This is a genomic window from Paenibacillus paludis (genome assembly GCF_042610515.1).
Lineage (GTDB): Bacteria > Bacillota > Bacilli > Paenibacillales > Paenibacillaceae > Paenibacillus_AQ.
This window is the reverse complement of record NZ_JBGJZP010000023.1, coordinates 26,675-41,207: the sequence shown is the minus strand read 5'-3', so window position 1 is coordinate 41,207 and position 14,533 is coordinate 26,675. Positions and strand designations below refer to the sequence as shown.

General features: G+C 49.6%; 12 protein-coding genes. 1 reads left to right on the top strand and 11 read right to left on the bottom strand.

The annotated features are described in order from the left end of the window. Positions 1–5 precede the first annotated feature (5 nt). The gene (locus ACAN56_RS29640; RefSeq protein ID WP_379147380.1) at positions 6–1,862 is read right to left on the bottom strand and encodes a beta-glucoside-specific PTS transporter subunit IIABC; all 1,857 of its coding nucleotides are present in this window, start codon (positions 1,860–1,862) and stop codon (positions 6–8) included. A 221-nt stretch (positions 1,863–2,083) separates the two neighbouring features. After that, a complete protein-coding gene (gene licT / locus ACAN56_RS29635) occupies positions 2,084–2,929 on the bottom strand; it encodes a BglG family transcription antiterminator LicT (protein ID WP_379147378.1) in 846 nt (281 codons plus the stop codon). 300 nt (positions 2,930–3,229) lie between these two features. On the opposite strand from licT, the gene ACAN56_RS29630 reads away from it, so the two are divergent. Beyond that, entirely contained in the window at positions 3,230–3,478 is a 249-nt protein-coding gene (locus tag ACAN56_RS29630; RefSeq protein WP_379147376.1) for a DUF7667 family protein, read from the top strand. Between the two features lie 92 nt (positions 3,479–3,570). On the opposite strand, the gene ACAN56_RS29625 is transcribed toward ACAN56_RS29630, so the two are convergent. The 9 genes from ACAN56_RS29625 to ACAN56_RS29585 form a co-directional block, all read right to left on the bottom strand. Then, entirely contained in the window at positions 3,571–5,430 is a 1,860-nt protein-coding gene (locus ACAN56_RS29625; protein ID WP_076113281.1) for an ABC transporter ATP-binding protein, read from the bottom strand. Beyond that, positions 5,420–7,195 (bottom strand): ABC transporter ATP-binding protein, encoded by a 1,776-nt coding sequence (locus ACAN56_RS29620; RefSeq protein WP_038588551.1) that lies wholly within the window; start codon positions 7,193–7,195, stop codon positions 5,420–5,422. The genes ACAN56_RS29625 and ACAN56_RS29620 overlap by 11 nt, the downstream gene beginning before the upstream one ends. Before the next feature lie 497 nt (positions 7,196–7,692). Further along, positions 7,693–8,241, bottom strand: coding sequence for a dihydrofolate reductase family protein (locus ACAN56_RS29615; RefSeq protein WP_379147373.1), 549 nt, complete (start codon positions 8,239–8,241; stop codon positions 7,693–7,695). 155 nt (positions 8,242–8,396) lie between these two features. Then, positions 8,397–9,794 (bottom strand): Fe-S cluster assembly protein SufB, encoded by a 1,398-nt coding sequence (gene sufB / locus ACAN56_RS29610; RefSeq protein WP_038588545.1) that lies wholly within the window; start codon positions 9,792–9,794, stop codon positions 8,397–8,399. Between the two features lie 20 nt (positions 9,795–9,814). Next, the gene (gene sufU / locus ACAN56_RS29605) at positions 9,815–10,252 is read right to left on the bottom strand and encodes a Fe-S cluster assembly sulfur transfer protein SufU (RefSeq protein WP_038588542.1); all 438 of its coding nucleotides are present in this window, start codon (positions 10,250–10,252) and stop codon (positions 9,815–9,817) included. Beyond that, positions 10,239–11,465 (bottom strand): cysteine desulfurase, encoded by a 1,227-nt coding sequence (locus tag ACAN56_RS29600; protein ID WP_379147370.1) that lies wholly within the window; start codon positions 11,463–11,465, stop codon positions 10,239–10,241. The genes sufU and ACAN56_RS29600 overlap by 14 nt, the downstream gene beginning before the upstream one ends. Next, positions 11,462–12,763, bottom strand: a complete 1,302-nt coding sequence (sufD, locus tag ACAN56_RS29595) for a Fe-S cluster assembly protein SufD (RefSeq protein WP_379147369.1) — start codon at positions 12,761–12,763, stop codon at positions 11,462–11,464. The genes ACAN56_RS29600 and sufD overlap by 4 nt, the downstream gene beginning before the upstream one ends. Before the next feature lie 28 nt (positions 12,764–12,791). Next, positions 12,792–13,574, bottom strand: coding sequence for a Fe-S cluster assembly ATPase SufC (gene sufC / locus ACAN56_RS29590; RefSeq protein ID WP_038588534.1), 783 nt, complete (start codon positions 13,572–13,574; stop codon positions 12,792–12,794). A 230-nt stretch (positions 13,575–13,804) separates the two neighbouring features. Next, positions 13,805–14,377, bottom strand: a complete 573-nt coding sequence (locus tag ACAN56_RS29585) for a DUF1802 family protein (protein ID WP_379147366.1) — start codon at positions 14,375–14,377, stop codon at positions 13,805–13,807. Positions 14,378–14,533: the final 156 nt, after the last annotated feature.

Sequence of the window (14,533 nt, the reverse complement as noted above, 5' to 3'; positions counted from 1 at the left end):
CTTTTCTAATTGATAATGGTCAACAGCAGGTCGCCATTTTGTACTTTGGCTGCAGTAGTCTTAAGCACATCCAGATAATTTGCAGAGTTGGTCACAATCACCGGTGTTGCAGTCACAAAGCCGGCTTCACGAATCGCTGCTACATCGAATTCCAGCAGCAGTTGGCCCTGCTCGACCTGATCTCCCTCTTGTACCCGTTTGTCAAAATGTTTTCCCTTGAGCTTCACGGTATTGACCCCGACATGAATCAGCAGCTCGGCGCCGCTCTCAGAGGTAATGCCAATCGCATGGCCTGTCGGGAATACAGTTGTTACGGTTCCTTTCACTGGAGAGGTCAGCCGGCCTGAATCCGGTTCAATCACGATCCCCTGGCCCATGGCTCCGGAGGCAAAAGCTTCGTCCGGCAAAGCTTCCAGCGGCATAAGCGTTCCTGTCAGCGGGCTGACCACCGTCTCCTTGTCAATCTGCGAGGGTGACGATACGGCAACAGGCCCGGGAGCCTCCTCAGCAGGTACTGCAGGATCATCGAATCCGAACATATACACCAGAATAACCGCTAATACAAAAGCAACAACGATGCCGATGACAACCCAGGAGAATCCGTCGCCAAAATAGGTCGGCAGAGCCAACAGGCCCGGTAAGGAGAAGCTTATTGCTTTGGCTCCGCCGATAGCGATGATCGCACCACCGATGGCTCCGGAGATGCAGGCATAGATGAACGGTTTCTTCAGCTTCAAGGTGACGCCGTAGATCGTCGGCTCGGTGATCCCGAACACGGCAGCCAGTGTTGAGGAGCCGGACAAAGCTTTTAGCTGCGGATTCTTTGATTTCAGGAACACGCCGAATACCGCACCCGCTTGTGACAAGACTGCAGCAGTAAGGATAGGCAGCATAGTGTCGTAGCCCAATGTGGCAATATTGCTGAGCATAACCGGCACGAAACCCCAGTGTACACCAAAGATTACGAACACCTGCCAGAACGCTCCGGCAATGGCACCGGCAACCAATGGACTTAAATTGTAGAGCCAGGTGTAGCCGGAAGCCAGCCCATCACTGATCAATGAGCCTACAGGACCGAAGGCCAGGAAGGTCAGCGGAATAACGATAAGCAGTGCGAACATCGGAACCAGAATATTTCTAACCGATTCATGGATGAACGAGCGGAACCACTTCTCTATATAGGACTGTACCCAGACCGCCAGAATGATCGGAATGACACTGGATGAATAGTTGATCAGTACAACCGGTATTCCCAAGAAGCTGAGCGGGTCCGGCGCGCTGACTGCGGTTATCACTGCCGGATAGACTAAAGCGCCTGCTACAGCAATGGAGACAAATTGGTTAGCCTTGAATTTGCGCGCAGCCGTAACTGCCAGAAATACCGGCAGGAAGTAAAATACGCTGTCCGAAGCCGCATTCAGAACCAAATATGTCCCGCTGGCTGCATTAATCCACTCCAGAGATAAAATTAAGGCGAGCAGCCCTTTGAGGATCCCTGCCCCTGCCAGTGCCCCGAGAATCGGGGAAAAGATACTGGAAATGATATCGACGGCTTTGCCCAGAATACTGGTACTCTCTGAAGACTCATCGGCTTTGCCGGATTTTTCGGCATCCTGGAGTGAGGTTTCCTTCATAATCTGCTCGAACACCTGGCTTACATTGTTGCCTATGACTACCTGAAACTGGCCGCTGTTCTCCACCACAGTGATAACACCTGGAGTTTTCTCCAATGCCGCTTTATCTGCCTTCCTCGAATCCTTCAGCTTAAATCTTAATCTTGTGGCGCAGTGGAACACGGAATTCACATTGTCTTCGCCGCCTACAAGCATAATAATCTGTTTGGACAAGTCTTTGCTGCTCATATTAGTTTGCTCCTTTACAGCTTTAGAATGTAGATCGTTGCAGCAAGTATAGGTTGTGCCAGCTGTTGACCTTATACTCCTGCAAACAAGAAAAACCTGAACTCACGGCAAAAAGGAAACGTCATCACACGCCCATTTTGCCATCAGTTCAGGTTTTGCCTGCCTTACCAGTAACACCCTGTCAGATGATCATTATTTTATTTTCACTTTCAACCCAAGCTTTACTCCAGATTGTTGCGTTCCGTTACCCGCTGGATATGGATGGTCAGATATACGTATTCATCCTTGCTTAAGCTTTGGCTATAGGCCTTTTCCAGATAATCATTGATTTTGTTGGCGCATTCAAACGCCTTCACATAAGTCTGCTTAAGCTGATTGTACAAAAAATCCTCACCGCTGCTGCTACTCTCCTTCTTCAGTACCCGCATGGAGAAATATTGCAAATGTGTAAGGAACCGTGAATAATTCAGTGAGCTCTCGTCCAGAACGACCTTGTAGTGGTAAGTGACGATATTCAGAATGTTCTGGACAATTTCCGTCATCTTGATCGTCGACTTCATTTCACTGCCGTCCATTCTGGCATTTACCAGATGCAGCGCGATAAACCCGGCTTCATCCTCGCCCAGCGAAAGTCCGGTAGCCCTTTCAATGATCTTCAGAGCATCCATCCCAATGGAGAATTCCTTCTTATAGAAACGTTTAATTTCAAACAGCATCGCATTTTTCAGTGCAATCCCCTTTTCAAAACGTTGGACAGCAAAATGGATATGATCTGTCAGGGTCAGATAGAGATTGTCGCTAAGCTCTGTACCAAGAACTCCATTCGCATAGGTGACAATTTCATTGGCTAATTCCAGATGAGCCACCGGAATGTCATTCAGAAGTTCAGTCAGTCTGGCCGTGAATTGATTTTCGTTCAGCAAAAAGATTTTATCGACCTTTTCCGGATCTACATAGTCGCCGGCTACTTTATTGAAGGAAATCCCCCTGCCCATCACAATGACTTCCTTGCCTTTCTGGTTCTTGGTTAAGAGCACATTGTTATTAAGTATCTTCTCTATAATCATCTGTTGATCACCCCCCCGACATATAGTTTGTACAAAAAAAGCCTAAGCTGATCCCAATATCATTAAAAAAATGATACTCGCATCAACTTAGGCATTGCCCGCCTTACCGGTCACAATCCTGTATTACTGTTATTGTAGCACAAAAAAAAGCGATTTCAAGATTTTTTGTTCTTTTGTCAAAATTTTATTATTCCCGGTGATTCTGCATGGTTTGGATTAACCACCGCATGGCGAGGCTTAAAAAGAGGCAGTGATTGAAGTTGTTTGCGAGCTGCTCACAACCTTTGAGGAGGAATACCTATGCTACCGGTTCATCAGCGTCTAGCAGAGCTTTATACTGTAAGCTGCAGGCGCCCGCTAACGGCGGCCGAAGAAGCCGAGCAGCGTCATTGCCTGCAGGTGAACACCATGTATTGCTGGGAGATGGCAAGGCTGACCCATGAGGCTGTTCTTGCTGCGCATACAGAGGACACCGAATGGCAGCAGGAGATCAGCGCACAGATGTTTGAAGTGCGTATTTCCGGCAAGATTGGGAAACGACGTAATTAGGCATCTCTTCTTATCCGCTATTGTAAATAGGATAATCCAAAAAAGAGCAACCCCTCCAGCAATTTTCATGCCGGATGGGGCTGCTCTTACTTCTATAAGAAGCGGAACTGCGCTTCGATTAAACCGTTATAAATGCCATCTCTGGCGGTAAGCTCGGCATGATTGCCTTCTTCCTTAATCTCTCCGTGATCCAGCACGATAATTTTATCGGCGTGGCGGATCGTTGACAGACGGTGGGCCACGATAAAGGAGGTGCGGCCCTGCAGCAGAATCTTCAGCGCTTCCTGAATTTTGATCTCCGTCTCGGTATCAATACTCGCCGTAGCTTCATCCAGGATCAGAATACGCGGATCGGCCAGGAGTGCCCGGGCAAAGGAAAGCAGCTGACGCTGGCCCATGGACAGCGCACTCCCCCGCTCCTCCACCTCGGTTTCGTAACCGCCGGGCAGTTTCATGATGAAGTCATGGGCATCCACTGCCTTGGCGACCTCTTCAACCTCCTTGTCGGTGGCATCCAGCCGCCCGAAACGGATGTTGTCGCGGATCGTTCCTGAGAAGATAAACGTATCCTGCAGTACGATACCTATCTGCTCCCGGAGACTCTGCAGGGTAACCTCACGGACATCCTTGCCGTCGATGGTAATATCGCCGCTCTTAATGTCATAGAACCGGCCGATCAGGTTAATGATCGTACTTTTACCGGAGCCCGTGTGGCCCACAAGCGCAATCGACTGGCCGGCCTTGACGTCCAGATCAATACCCTTCAGCGCCGCACGGCCCTTTTCATATTCGAAGATGACCTTGTTAAAACGGATATCCCCTTGAATCTTCGGCAGCGGTGTTGCCCCCGGTTTATCCTGAACCGAAGGCTGCTCATCCAGATACTCAAAGATCCGTTCTGAAGACGCCATAGCTACAAGCAGCTGATTGTACATCTGGCCCAAGCGGTTGATCGGGTCCCAGAAGTTGCTCACATACGTACTGAATGCCACCAGGTAACCGACGGTCAGCTCTCCGGATTGGATCAAGTATGCCCCCAACCAGAACAGGATCATGGTGCCGAACCCGCCTGTTATTTCAATAATCGGGCCAAAAGCCTGGTTCATCGCTGAAGCCTTGTTCCACGATTTCCGGCTATCCATGTTCATCGCGTCAAAGTAATGCATATTTTCCTGTTCCTGTGTGTAGGCCTGAGTGACCCGGATACCTTGGATCGACTCATTCAAATGTGAATTGATCCGCGAGTTCTTCATCCGCACATCCTGCCAGGCAATCCGGATCTTCTGCCGCAGCTTGGTTGAAACCAGGAACATAACCGGCACCGTAACCATCACGGCAAGCCCCAGTTTCCAGTTGATCAGCAGCAGAATCACGGTAATGCCGACCAGCTGCACACAGTCGATCATTAAATTGACGACCCCGTTGGTGAACAGATCCTGCAGGGAGTTAATATCATTCGTCACCCTTACCAGAACGGAGCCAGCCGGACGTTTATCGAAAAAGTTAAAAGATAGCTTCTGGATATGCCGGAACAGATCCGAGCGCAAATCATAAATAACTCGTTGGCCTATAACATTAGTATATTTGATCCGGTACACCCCTGCAATCCACTGGATCAGGTACAGTACAATTACACTTACCGTAAGTGTGTACAGTAACGTTAAGCTGGGGTTCCCCTCTTTCGGGGCAATTGCCTTGTCAATAGCCATACTGGTCAGAAAAGGGACCGTAAGCTTCGTGACTGTGCCCAGAACCATCAGAGCAGAGACGAGCGGAAGCATCTGCTTCGCGTAAGGCTTCATATATCCGAACAACCTCGTGAACTGCTTCCAGTCAAAGGATTTGTCGATCTGGTCATCATCCTTGTATACAAAACGTTCCTCAAGCGTCTGTTCCTCGGTTTTATTGTGCTTTGCACTAGCCGCTGTGGCTTGTTTGGCTTCAAGCTTCATGCTGAATCCCCTCCCCTCTCACCGAATTCCGGGCCAGATAATCGGCGTATTGAATCCGGTACACATCCTGATACGGGCCGGGAACTTCAATCAGCTCCGCATGTGTTCCCTTTTGAACCATCCGTCCTTCATCCATCACGATGATCTGGTCGGCATGACGCAGAGAGGAAATCCGGTGGGCAATGATCAGCGTGGTCCGTCCGCGCATAACCTCCTGGAAGCCGGTCTGGATCTCATGTTCCGTCTCCATATCCACGGCGCTCGTGGCATCATCCAGTATGAGGATACGCGGATTCTTCAGCAAGGCACGGGCGATAGCGATCCGCTGCTTCTGTCCGCCCGAAAGCCCCATTCCCCGCTCGCCGACTACCGTATCATATCCATCAGGCATCTCCATGATAAAATCATGCGCTTTGGCAAGCTGTGCCGCCCGGATGATTTCCTCCATGCTCACATTTTTGAGGCCGTAAGAGATATTATTGCGGATAGAGGACGAGAACAGGAACGTCTCCTGAAACACTGTCGAAATCTGCGAACGCAGGCTGCGAATATTGTATTCCCGGATATCCACGCCATCCAGTGTAATGCTTCCTTTATTTACGTCATAGGCGCGCATCATCAACTGGGTAATCGTCGATTTGCCGGAGCCGGTACCGCCAAGGAACCCGATAACCGCACCCGGCTTCGCTTCGAAATGAATGTCCTTTACAGCCGGCATTTTATTCCCGTACGCAAATGTAACATGGTCGAAAATGACCTCGCCCCGTACCTCGGAGGATACAAGCTCGCGGGCATTCTCCTTATCCTTTACATCAATCTGCTGGTTAAGGACTTCAAGTACACGTTCTCCCGAAGCTTTGGATTGCGTATAGTTGTTGATATGGAAGCCAAGACCCCAGACCGGACCGATAATATACCAGATCAGACTGAAGAAGGCGACCAGTTCCCCCAGTGACATGCGGCCCTTGATGACCAGCGTTCCGCCGACACCGAGCAGAATGGCTATACTGACGGAGGCCAGAAGCTCCATGACCGGGAAAAATTTGCTCCACAGCTCGGCGGCAAAAATCTGGTTATCCTTATAACGTTCATTACGGTGCGAAAATTTCTCAACTTCATAAGCCTCTCTGGCAAACGATTTGACCGTCCGTACACCTGTAATATTCTCCTGAACAGCCGTGGTCAGAGAGCTGAGGGCAAGCCGCATCTCCTGAAAGGCCGGATGAATTTTCGATTCGAATCTGAGTGCTACTGCAGCCAGAAAAGGCATAGTGATCAGTGTGACGAGCGTAAGCTGCCAGTTGATCGTGAACATCATAATAGACCCAAACAGCACCATAAAAAATACATTCAGCAATTGGGCGAAGCCGAAGCCGATGAAATTCCGGATCGCTTCAAGGTCCCCGGTCAGCCGGGACATCAGGTCGCCAGTCTTTGCCGTATCATAGTAGCGGAAAGACAGAAATTGCAGTTTCTCATAGCAGGCATTGCGCAGCCGGTAGGCCAGAAAATTACCTAGCCGTCCTCCAAAAAAACCATGCGCAAACTGCAGGCAAGCTTTGACGATTACCACGGCCAGTACAGATAGAGCGAGTACGGGCACCTCAGTAAACTTCAGGGGAACAATCACATCATCAATTAACCTTCGTAGCAAATTCGGGGTAATAAGCCCCACTGCAGTTGCGGCAGCCAAGCATAAAATCGACAGAATCAGATAGTGCAGCTTCTCCCGATAAAAGCCCCGCAGTTGCCTGAGAACATCCATATCTCTCCTCCTTAAAGCTTTACGAAGTAAAGCTTACTTCGTAAGCATGAACTTGGCTTTACGAAGTAAAGCTTACTTCGTAAGCATGAACTTGTTCCTACTGGGCGGCGCCTGCCCCGTAAGATACATTTGGCTTGCGATGCAAATCTCACATCGCAAGCCAGCTTTTTTAGCGCTTCCATTTTAGGGACTTTAAGCAGTTTATCACCCATATTTTAATGCGGCAAAGGGTAGAATACGCCGTTTTCCACGTTTTTCCCGAATAAAGGTGGCCTATATGATAATAAAAGGCTACCTATAGCTTTAATTGCTTCCATTTCCTCGCAAATACTGTTCAATTAAGCAAACACAAGATTCAGGGTGCATTTTTATGCATATTTCATCCATTTCCGTTAAGCTTGTTACAACAAAAAAACGCAACCGCCAAAACATGGGATTCATGTTCCAGCGGTAGCGTTTTTGCATTGCATTTTGTTGTTTCCTCTGCTGTACAGCTCTTAGTCCTTTGCAGGCCGGTAGCAGACTACTGCCACACCGGAGGAGAACCGCTTAGTCTGCACCAGCTCAAAACCCTGCTTCTCCAGCCCATCTCCAAAGAGACGTTTGCCCTTGCCCAGCACCACTGGAAACACCATTAACCGGTACTCATCCACTAGACCCAGCGAGATCAGGGACTGCACAAGCGTGCAGCTGCCAAACACGAGAATGTCTCTGCCGGGCTGCTCTTTCAGCTTCGTGATTTCTTCCACCAGATTGTTCTTAATCAGAGATGAATTGTTCCACCCGGCTTCTGTCAGGGTTGTGGAGACTACATGTTTGGCATAACCATTCATCATCTCGCCGTATTCCCCGGTCTGCTCCAGCATATTAGGCCAGGCAGCCGCAAAGCCTTCATAGGTTACGCGCCCCAGCAGCAGCGCATCGGCAGCTTTTAACTCCGCGAATTTAAACTGATCCTGCTCATCCGAGCTGTATTGAAAGGTCCACTGCGGGTCCTCCATTACACCGTCAACAGTTAAAAATTCAGACACGATCAAGTTTCTCATGTGGGCCTCCTGAATACGTAGTGGGCAAAAGCAAAATATGTGCCCGGCAGGCCTGAAAGATGAGAACATCAGGGCTGCTGCGGACACACTTTATGGTGACAACTATAAATATTAATTTAAATTGTAGGAAGGTGGAAAACCTTAGTACAGCAAGGTTATCCGATACTTCCTTCCATCTCGAACTTGATGAGACGGTTCATTTCGACCGCATATTCCATCGGCAGTTCTTTGGTGAACGGCTCGATGAAGCCCATGACGATCATCTGTGTGGCTTCGGCTTCTGTGAGACCGCGGCTCATCAGATAGAACAGCTGCTCCTCGGAAACCTTGGATACCGTCGCTTCATGCTCCAGCACGATATTATCGTTCATGATCTCATTATATGGAATCGTGTCCGAAGTGGACTGGTTATCCAGAATGAGCGTATCACATTTGATATTCGATTTCGCGCCTTCCGCCTGACGGCCGAAGGAAGCGAGTCCGCGGTAAGTTACCTTGCCGCCGTGCTTGCTGATCGATTTGGATACGATCGTCGAAGTCGTGTCCGGTGCCAAGTGGATCATCTTGGCGCCTGCATCCTGGTGCTGGCCTTTGCCTGCCACTGCAATCGACAATACGGAACCTTTGGCTCCCCGGCCTTTTAACACAACCGCAGGATACTTCATTGTCAGCTTGGAACCAATGTTGCCGTCCACCCATTCCATGGTAGCATTCTCTTCAGCAACCGCACGTTTGGTTACGAGATTGTAGATATTTGGTGCCCAGTTCTGAATAGTAGTATACCGAACACGGGAGTTCTTCATACACAGAATTTCAACAACGGCACTATGCAGGGAATTAGTGCTGTAGATTGGTGCGGTACAGCCTTCCACGTAATGCACGAAGCTGTCCTCATCCGCGAGGATCAGCGTACGCTCGAACTGACCCATGTTCTCGGAGTTGATACGGAAGTAAGCCTGCAGAGGTACTTCGCATTTCACACCCTTCGGAACATAGATAAAGCTGCCCCCCGACCACACGGCACTGTTCAGTGCAGCAAACTTATTGTCTGTCGGCGGAATGATCGTGCCGAAGAATTTCTTTAACAGCTCGGGATGCTCACGCAGCGCAGTATCGGTATCGGTGAAGATAACCCCTTGGTCTTCAAGGCTCTTCTGCATGCTGTGATAAACAACCTCAGATTCATATTGTGCTGATACACCGGCGAGGAACTTCTGCTCCGCTTCCGGAATACCCAGCTTATCGAAGGTTTCTTTAATCTCGGAAGGAACTTCCTCCCAAGTTTTTCCTTGCTTCTCGGAAGGTCTTACATAGTACTGAATGTCTTCGAAATCCAGATCATCCATGTTGCCGCCCCACTGAGGCATCGGCATCTTGCGGAATTGCTCCAGAGCTTTCAGGCGGAAGTTCAGCATCCATTCCGGCTCGTTTTTGATTGCGGAGATTTCCTTCACAATTTCGGCCGTAAGTCCTTTACCAGACTGAAATATCGACTTGTGCTCATCACGGAACCCGTACTGGTATTCCTCCATATCAGGCGCTTTCTTAGCCATGGTGTCAGCCTCCTTGTTATCTAATGTTGTTGGTGTTCTTCTTCGACGTCTATTCCTTTGCGAAGCGCGTTCCATGCCAATGTGGCACATTTGATCCGCGCCGGAAATTTATTAACACCGGAAAGGGCTTCTATATCTTCATAGTCTCCGAAATCTACTGTCTCACCCTTCATCAGGGAGGAGAACTTGTCAGCAAGCTCAAGCGCATGCTCTATAGTCTGTCCCTTGACGGCTTCCGTCATCATGGAAGCCGACGACATGCTGATCGAACAGCCTTCGCCGCTATACCGGGCATCTTTGACGATGCCGTCCTCTACCTTAAGCTGCAGCGTAATCCGGTCGCCACAGGTCGGGTTGTTCAGCTCAATCTTCACAGCGTCGTCTGCAAATGAACCACGGTTCCGGGGATTTTTATAATGATCCATAATTACGCGTCTATACAAGTCATCCAAGTTCATAGGCGAAATACTCCTTTGCCTTGATTAAAGCTTGGACCAGCGCATCTACATCCTGTTCCGTATTGTAGAGGTAGAAGCTGGCCCGTGCCGTTGAGCTTACCTCAAGCCAGCGCATCAGCGGTTGGCAGCAATGATGGCCGGCGCGGACGGCAATACCTTCCGCATCCAGCACCGTCGCCACATCATGCGGATGCACATCACCCAGATTGAATGTGACTACACCCACCTGACGATTACGCGGGCCATACAGTGTCAAGCCGTCAACCTCTGCAAGACGCTGCTCCGCGTAAGCGGCAAGCTGGATTTCATGACGGTGAATTTCATCCAGTCCGATCTCCTGCAGGAAATCAATTGCTGCTCCCAATCCGACGGCACCAGCGATAATCGGTGTCCCGCCTTCGAACTTCCAAGGCAGCTCTTTCCAAGTGGATTCATAAAGACCGACGTCATCAATCATCTCGCCGCCGAACTCAACCGGATCCATAGCTTCCAGCAATGCCTTCTTACCGTACAAAGCACCGATGCCGGTCGGGGCCAGCATCTTGTGACCGGAGAACGCATAGAAATCGCAATCCAGATCCTGGACATCGACCTTCATATGCGGCGTGCTCTGTGCTCCGTCCACCACGATAACTGCACCCTTGCGGTGAGCAATGGCTGCAAGCTCTTTAACCGGATGGGTAACCCCCATAACATTGGATACATACGCGATGGCTACGATTTTGGTCTTGTCCGTAATCGTATTCTCGGCATCCTCCAGGGTAATCGTTCCATCCTTCTGCAGCGGTAGAAATTTCAGGGTTGCCCCAGTCTTCTTGGCCAACTGCTGCCATGGAATAAAGTTGCTGTGATGCTCCATCTGGGTGATGACAATTTCGTCGCCTTCACTAAGAACAGCAGGGCCATAAGAAGAAGCCACTATATTTAACGCTGTCGTTGTGCCGCGGGTAAAGATAATCTCCTTCGTGCTGCGGGCATGAATGAACTTCGCAACCTTCTCGCGGGCTCCCTCATAAGCATCCGTAGCCCGGCTGCCCAGAGTATGCACACCGCGGTGGACGTTGGCGTTATCCCATTCATAATAGGATTTCACCGCTTCGATGACTTGGCGCGGTTTCTGTGAAGTTGCCGCACTGTCCAGATAAACCAGCGGATGGCCGTTAATCTTTTGATTCAGGATGGGAAATTGCTCCCGGATGTTACTGTTAATCATTGGCCTAACTTCCTTTCCACAAGAGATTGGAGCTGATTGCGCAGTCCCTCCAGTGGAATTTGCGACACTACAGGTGCCAGGAAGCCGTATATGATCAGTGTTTCTGCATCGTGCCGTGTAATTCCGCGGGACATCAGGTAAAACACTTGCTCGTAATTGACCCGTCCTACGGAAGCGGCATGGCCGGCTGTTACATCATCTTCATCTATAAGAAGGATCGGGTTAGCGTCGCCGCGTGCCTTCGGGCTCAGCATCAGAACTTTCTCAGTCTGCTGTCCATCGGCTCTTGTCGCGCCTTTTTCGATCTTCGTAATTCCGTTAATAATAGAAGTCGCAGAATCCCGCATAACAGCACGGGTAATCATGTCACTCGGCGTATTCTTGCCGAAGTGCTGCGCCTGCGTCGTATAGTTCAGCTTCTGCGAACCCGATCCTACTGCGATCACTTTGGCATCGGAGCTTGAACCATTGCCTTTCAGCACCGACTTCGTGTCACTCGCTGTATCGCCGTAATTCATTTCACCGACAATCCACTCAATAGTTCCATCGTTCTCAACCACTGCACGGCGGTAGGTCACATCCGTAGTGTCCACGCCAAGCTGATGTACCGAGGCAAAGCGCACTTTGGCGCCTGCACCTACAAATACTTCAACCGCACCGTTATGCAGTCCGGCTTCAGTTTTGTCAGATACATAGTTGTCTACATAGGTTACTGAGCTGTTTGATTCGGCAACCACCAGAATATGCGGAACGAAAGCAGCTTCTGCGTCGTCTGTCAGCAGCACCGCTTGCAGCGGAGTGTCGATAACCACATTCTTGGGAACGTAGAGGAACACTCCCCCGTTCCACAGGGCGGCATGAAGTGCAGCAATGGAATGCTCGTCTGGCAGCACAGCCTTATGCAGGTAACGCTGCACAAGATCTCCATGCTCTTTGACTGCTGTCTGCAAATCGGTAAAAATCACGCCTTGCGCAGCAAGCTCAGGAGCCAGCCGTGTATAGACAGCGCCTGAATTGCGTTGAATAATCAGACTGCCTTCCTCCTGACCCTGTATCAGGGCCGTTATGGAAGCAGGTGCTTCACTAAGTGCTGTAAAAGGCTGGCTTGCTTTGTAGGTTCCATAGTTGTTTACGTTCCAGCGTTCTATCCGTGTCTTTTCCAGTTTCGGCAGCTCCAAGCTTGCTGCCAGTTCCAGCGCCTTTAACCGGCTGTCCTTCAGCCAGCTTGGCTCACCGCTGCTCTGCGATAATTCGCTGAGACGTCCGGCATCCACCGGAAGAATGGTTTGCGTCGTCATAAGTGGTTTCCTCCTTCCTGGCGTCTCTTTAAGCTTCCTGTCCTACAGTTTCATCTTCAATGCCAAGTTCTTCTTTAACCCATTCATAACCTTCTGCTTCCAGACGCTGCGCGAGTTCAGGTCCGCCGGATTTCACAATGCGGCCCTGCATCATAACATGCACGTAATCAGGCGTGATGTAGTTAAGCAGACGCTGATAGTGGGTAATAACCAGGAAACCGCGTTCCGGGCTGCGCATCGAGTTTACACCTTCAGCGACAATTTTGAGTGCATCAATATCAAGGCCGGAGTCAATTTCGTCAAGAATGACGATCTTCGGATCCAGCATCATCATTTGGAGAATTTCGTTGCGTTTCTTCTCGCCGCCCGAGAAACCTTCGTTCAGATAACGGTGCAGGAATTCCGGATTCATATCCAGTTCCTTCATCTTAGCTTCCATCTGACGGATGAAACGGATGAGGGAGATTTCACTGCCTTCTTCACGGCGCGAATTGATGGCGCTGCGCAGAAAGTCGGAGTTGGTTACTCCGCTGATCTCGCTTGGATATTGCATGGCCAGGAACAAACCTGCGCGTGCGCGTTCATCTACTGCCATCTCCAGCAGGTCTTCACCTTCCAGCACAGCCGTGCCTTCAGTTACTACATACTTTGGATGACCCATGAGTGCCGAAGCCAGTGTACTTTTACCTGTACCGTTCGGACCCATGATAGCGTGAATTTCGCCGCCCTTCATCTGAAGATTGATACCCTTCAGAATTTCTTTTCCTTCGATTGTCGCTTTTAGTCCTTCAATGACAAAATCTGCTGCCATAATAATTATTCCCTCCACTCATCAATTTGCAAAATCAGAAAGCTGTATTGAAACAGGGGGTCCCTGTTTACCAGCACAATTAGATTTTATATCACATTATAATTATTATAAAGTGAATCACAGTGATTATCAATGATTCTCACTAATTTTATTACAAAGGAAGTTTTTTTACAAATATCTATTTTCAATTTTCATACCCGTCATCCACGTTTAGCGCTTTTCTCAGCCTGTTACTGTCCAAGGGCAGAGATGATTTCCTCTTTCCTGATCCGGAACTCTTCGTCGCCCAGAACCGGGCGCAAGTTGCCGGCTTCAGGCGGGGACTCCAGTTCAATCCAGGAGCGGCAACCTGAATACTCCGGCTGTACTTGAATAATGGCGGGAGCCTCAGGAACGTATACACGAAGCAGCAGGACATGAAGCGGTTCCTTCGCTTTCCAGCGCAATCTTTCGGACGCAAGTCCTTCGCTCCAGATGTGATAGGGGTACAGCCGTTCCAGCTGATTCAAATTACGAACCTCCAAATCAGCAGCCGCTTCAGCGTATGCATTTAATGAAATCACAGCGGAGTCAGCGCCGCCTGCTTCCAGTGTCTGGGAGACGAGCGGGCGGTATGGCTCCTTCAGCAGTTCGGCACGCTGGTGTTCATAAGTGGGATAGAGATAGAACGAAGGGCTTTTAAGTTCAAAACGCCGTGTTTCTTCCTCTATCCCCCCTTTGCGCATCAGCATAATCATCCGTCCTTCTGTCAGCGTTTGGATGGCTGAGGCCCATTCTTTTAAAGCTACGGGGTTGGCATTCAAGGATAATCACTCCTTCCACTTATCCTGTTCAAAATCATCATCTTCACTATAAATTATATCCCTTGCCGCAGGAGTCTACAAATTTCGCAGCCTGCCAACGCTCATGCCACAGTAACACAAAAACAAAGCCTCCGCACAGGAGGCTTTGCAGAATTT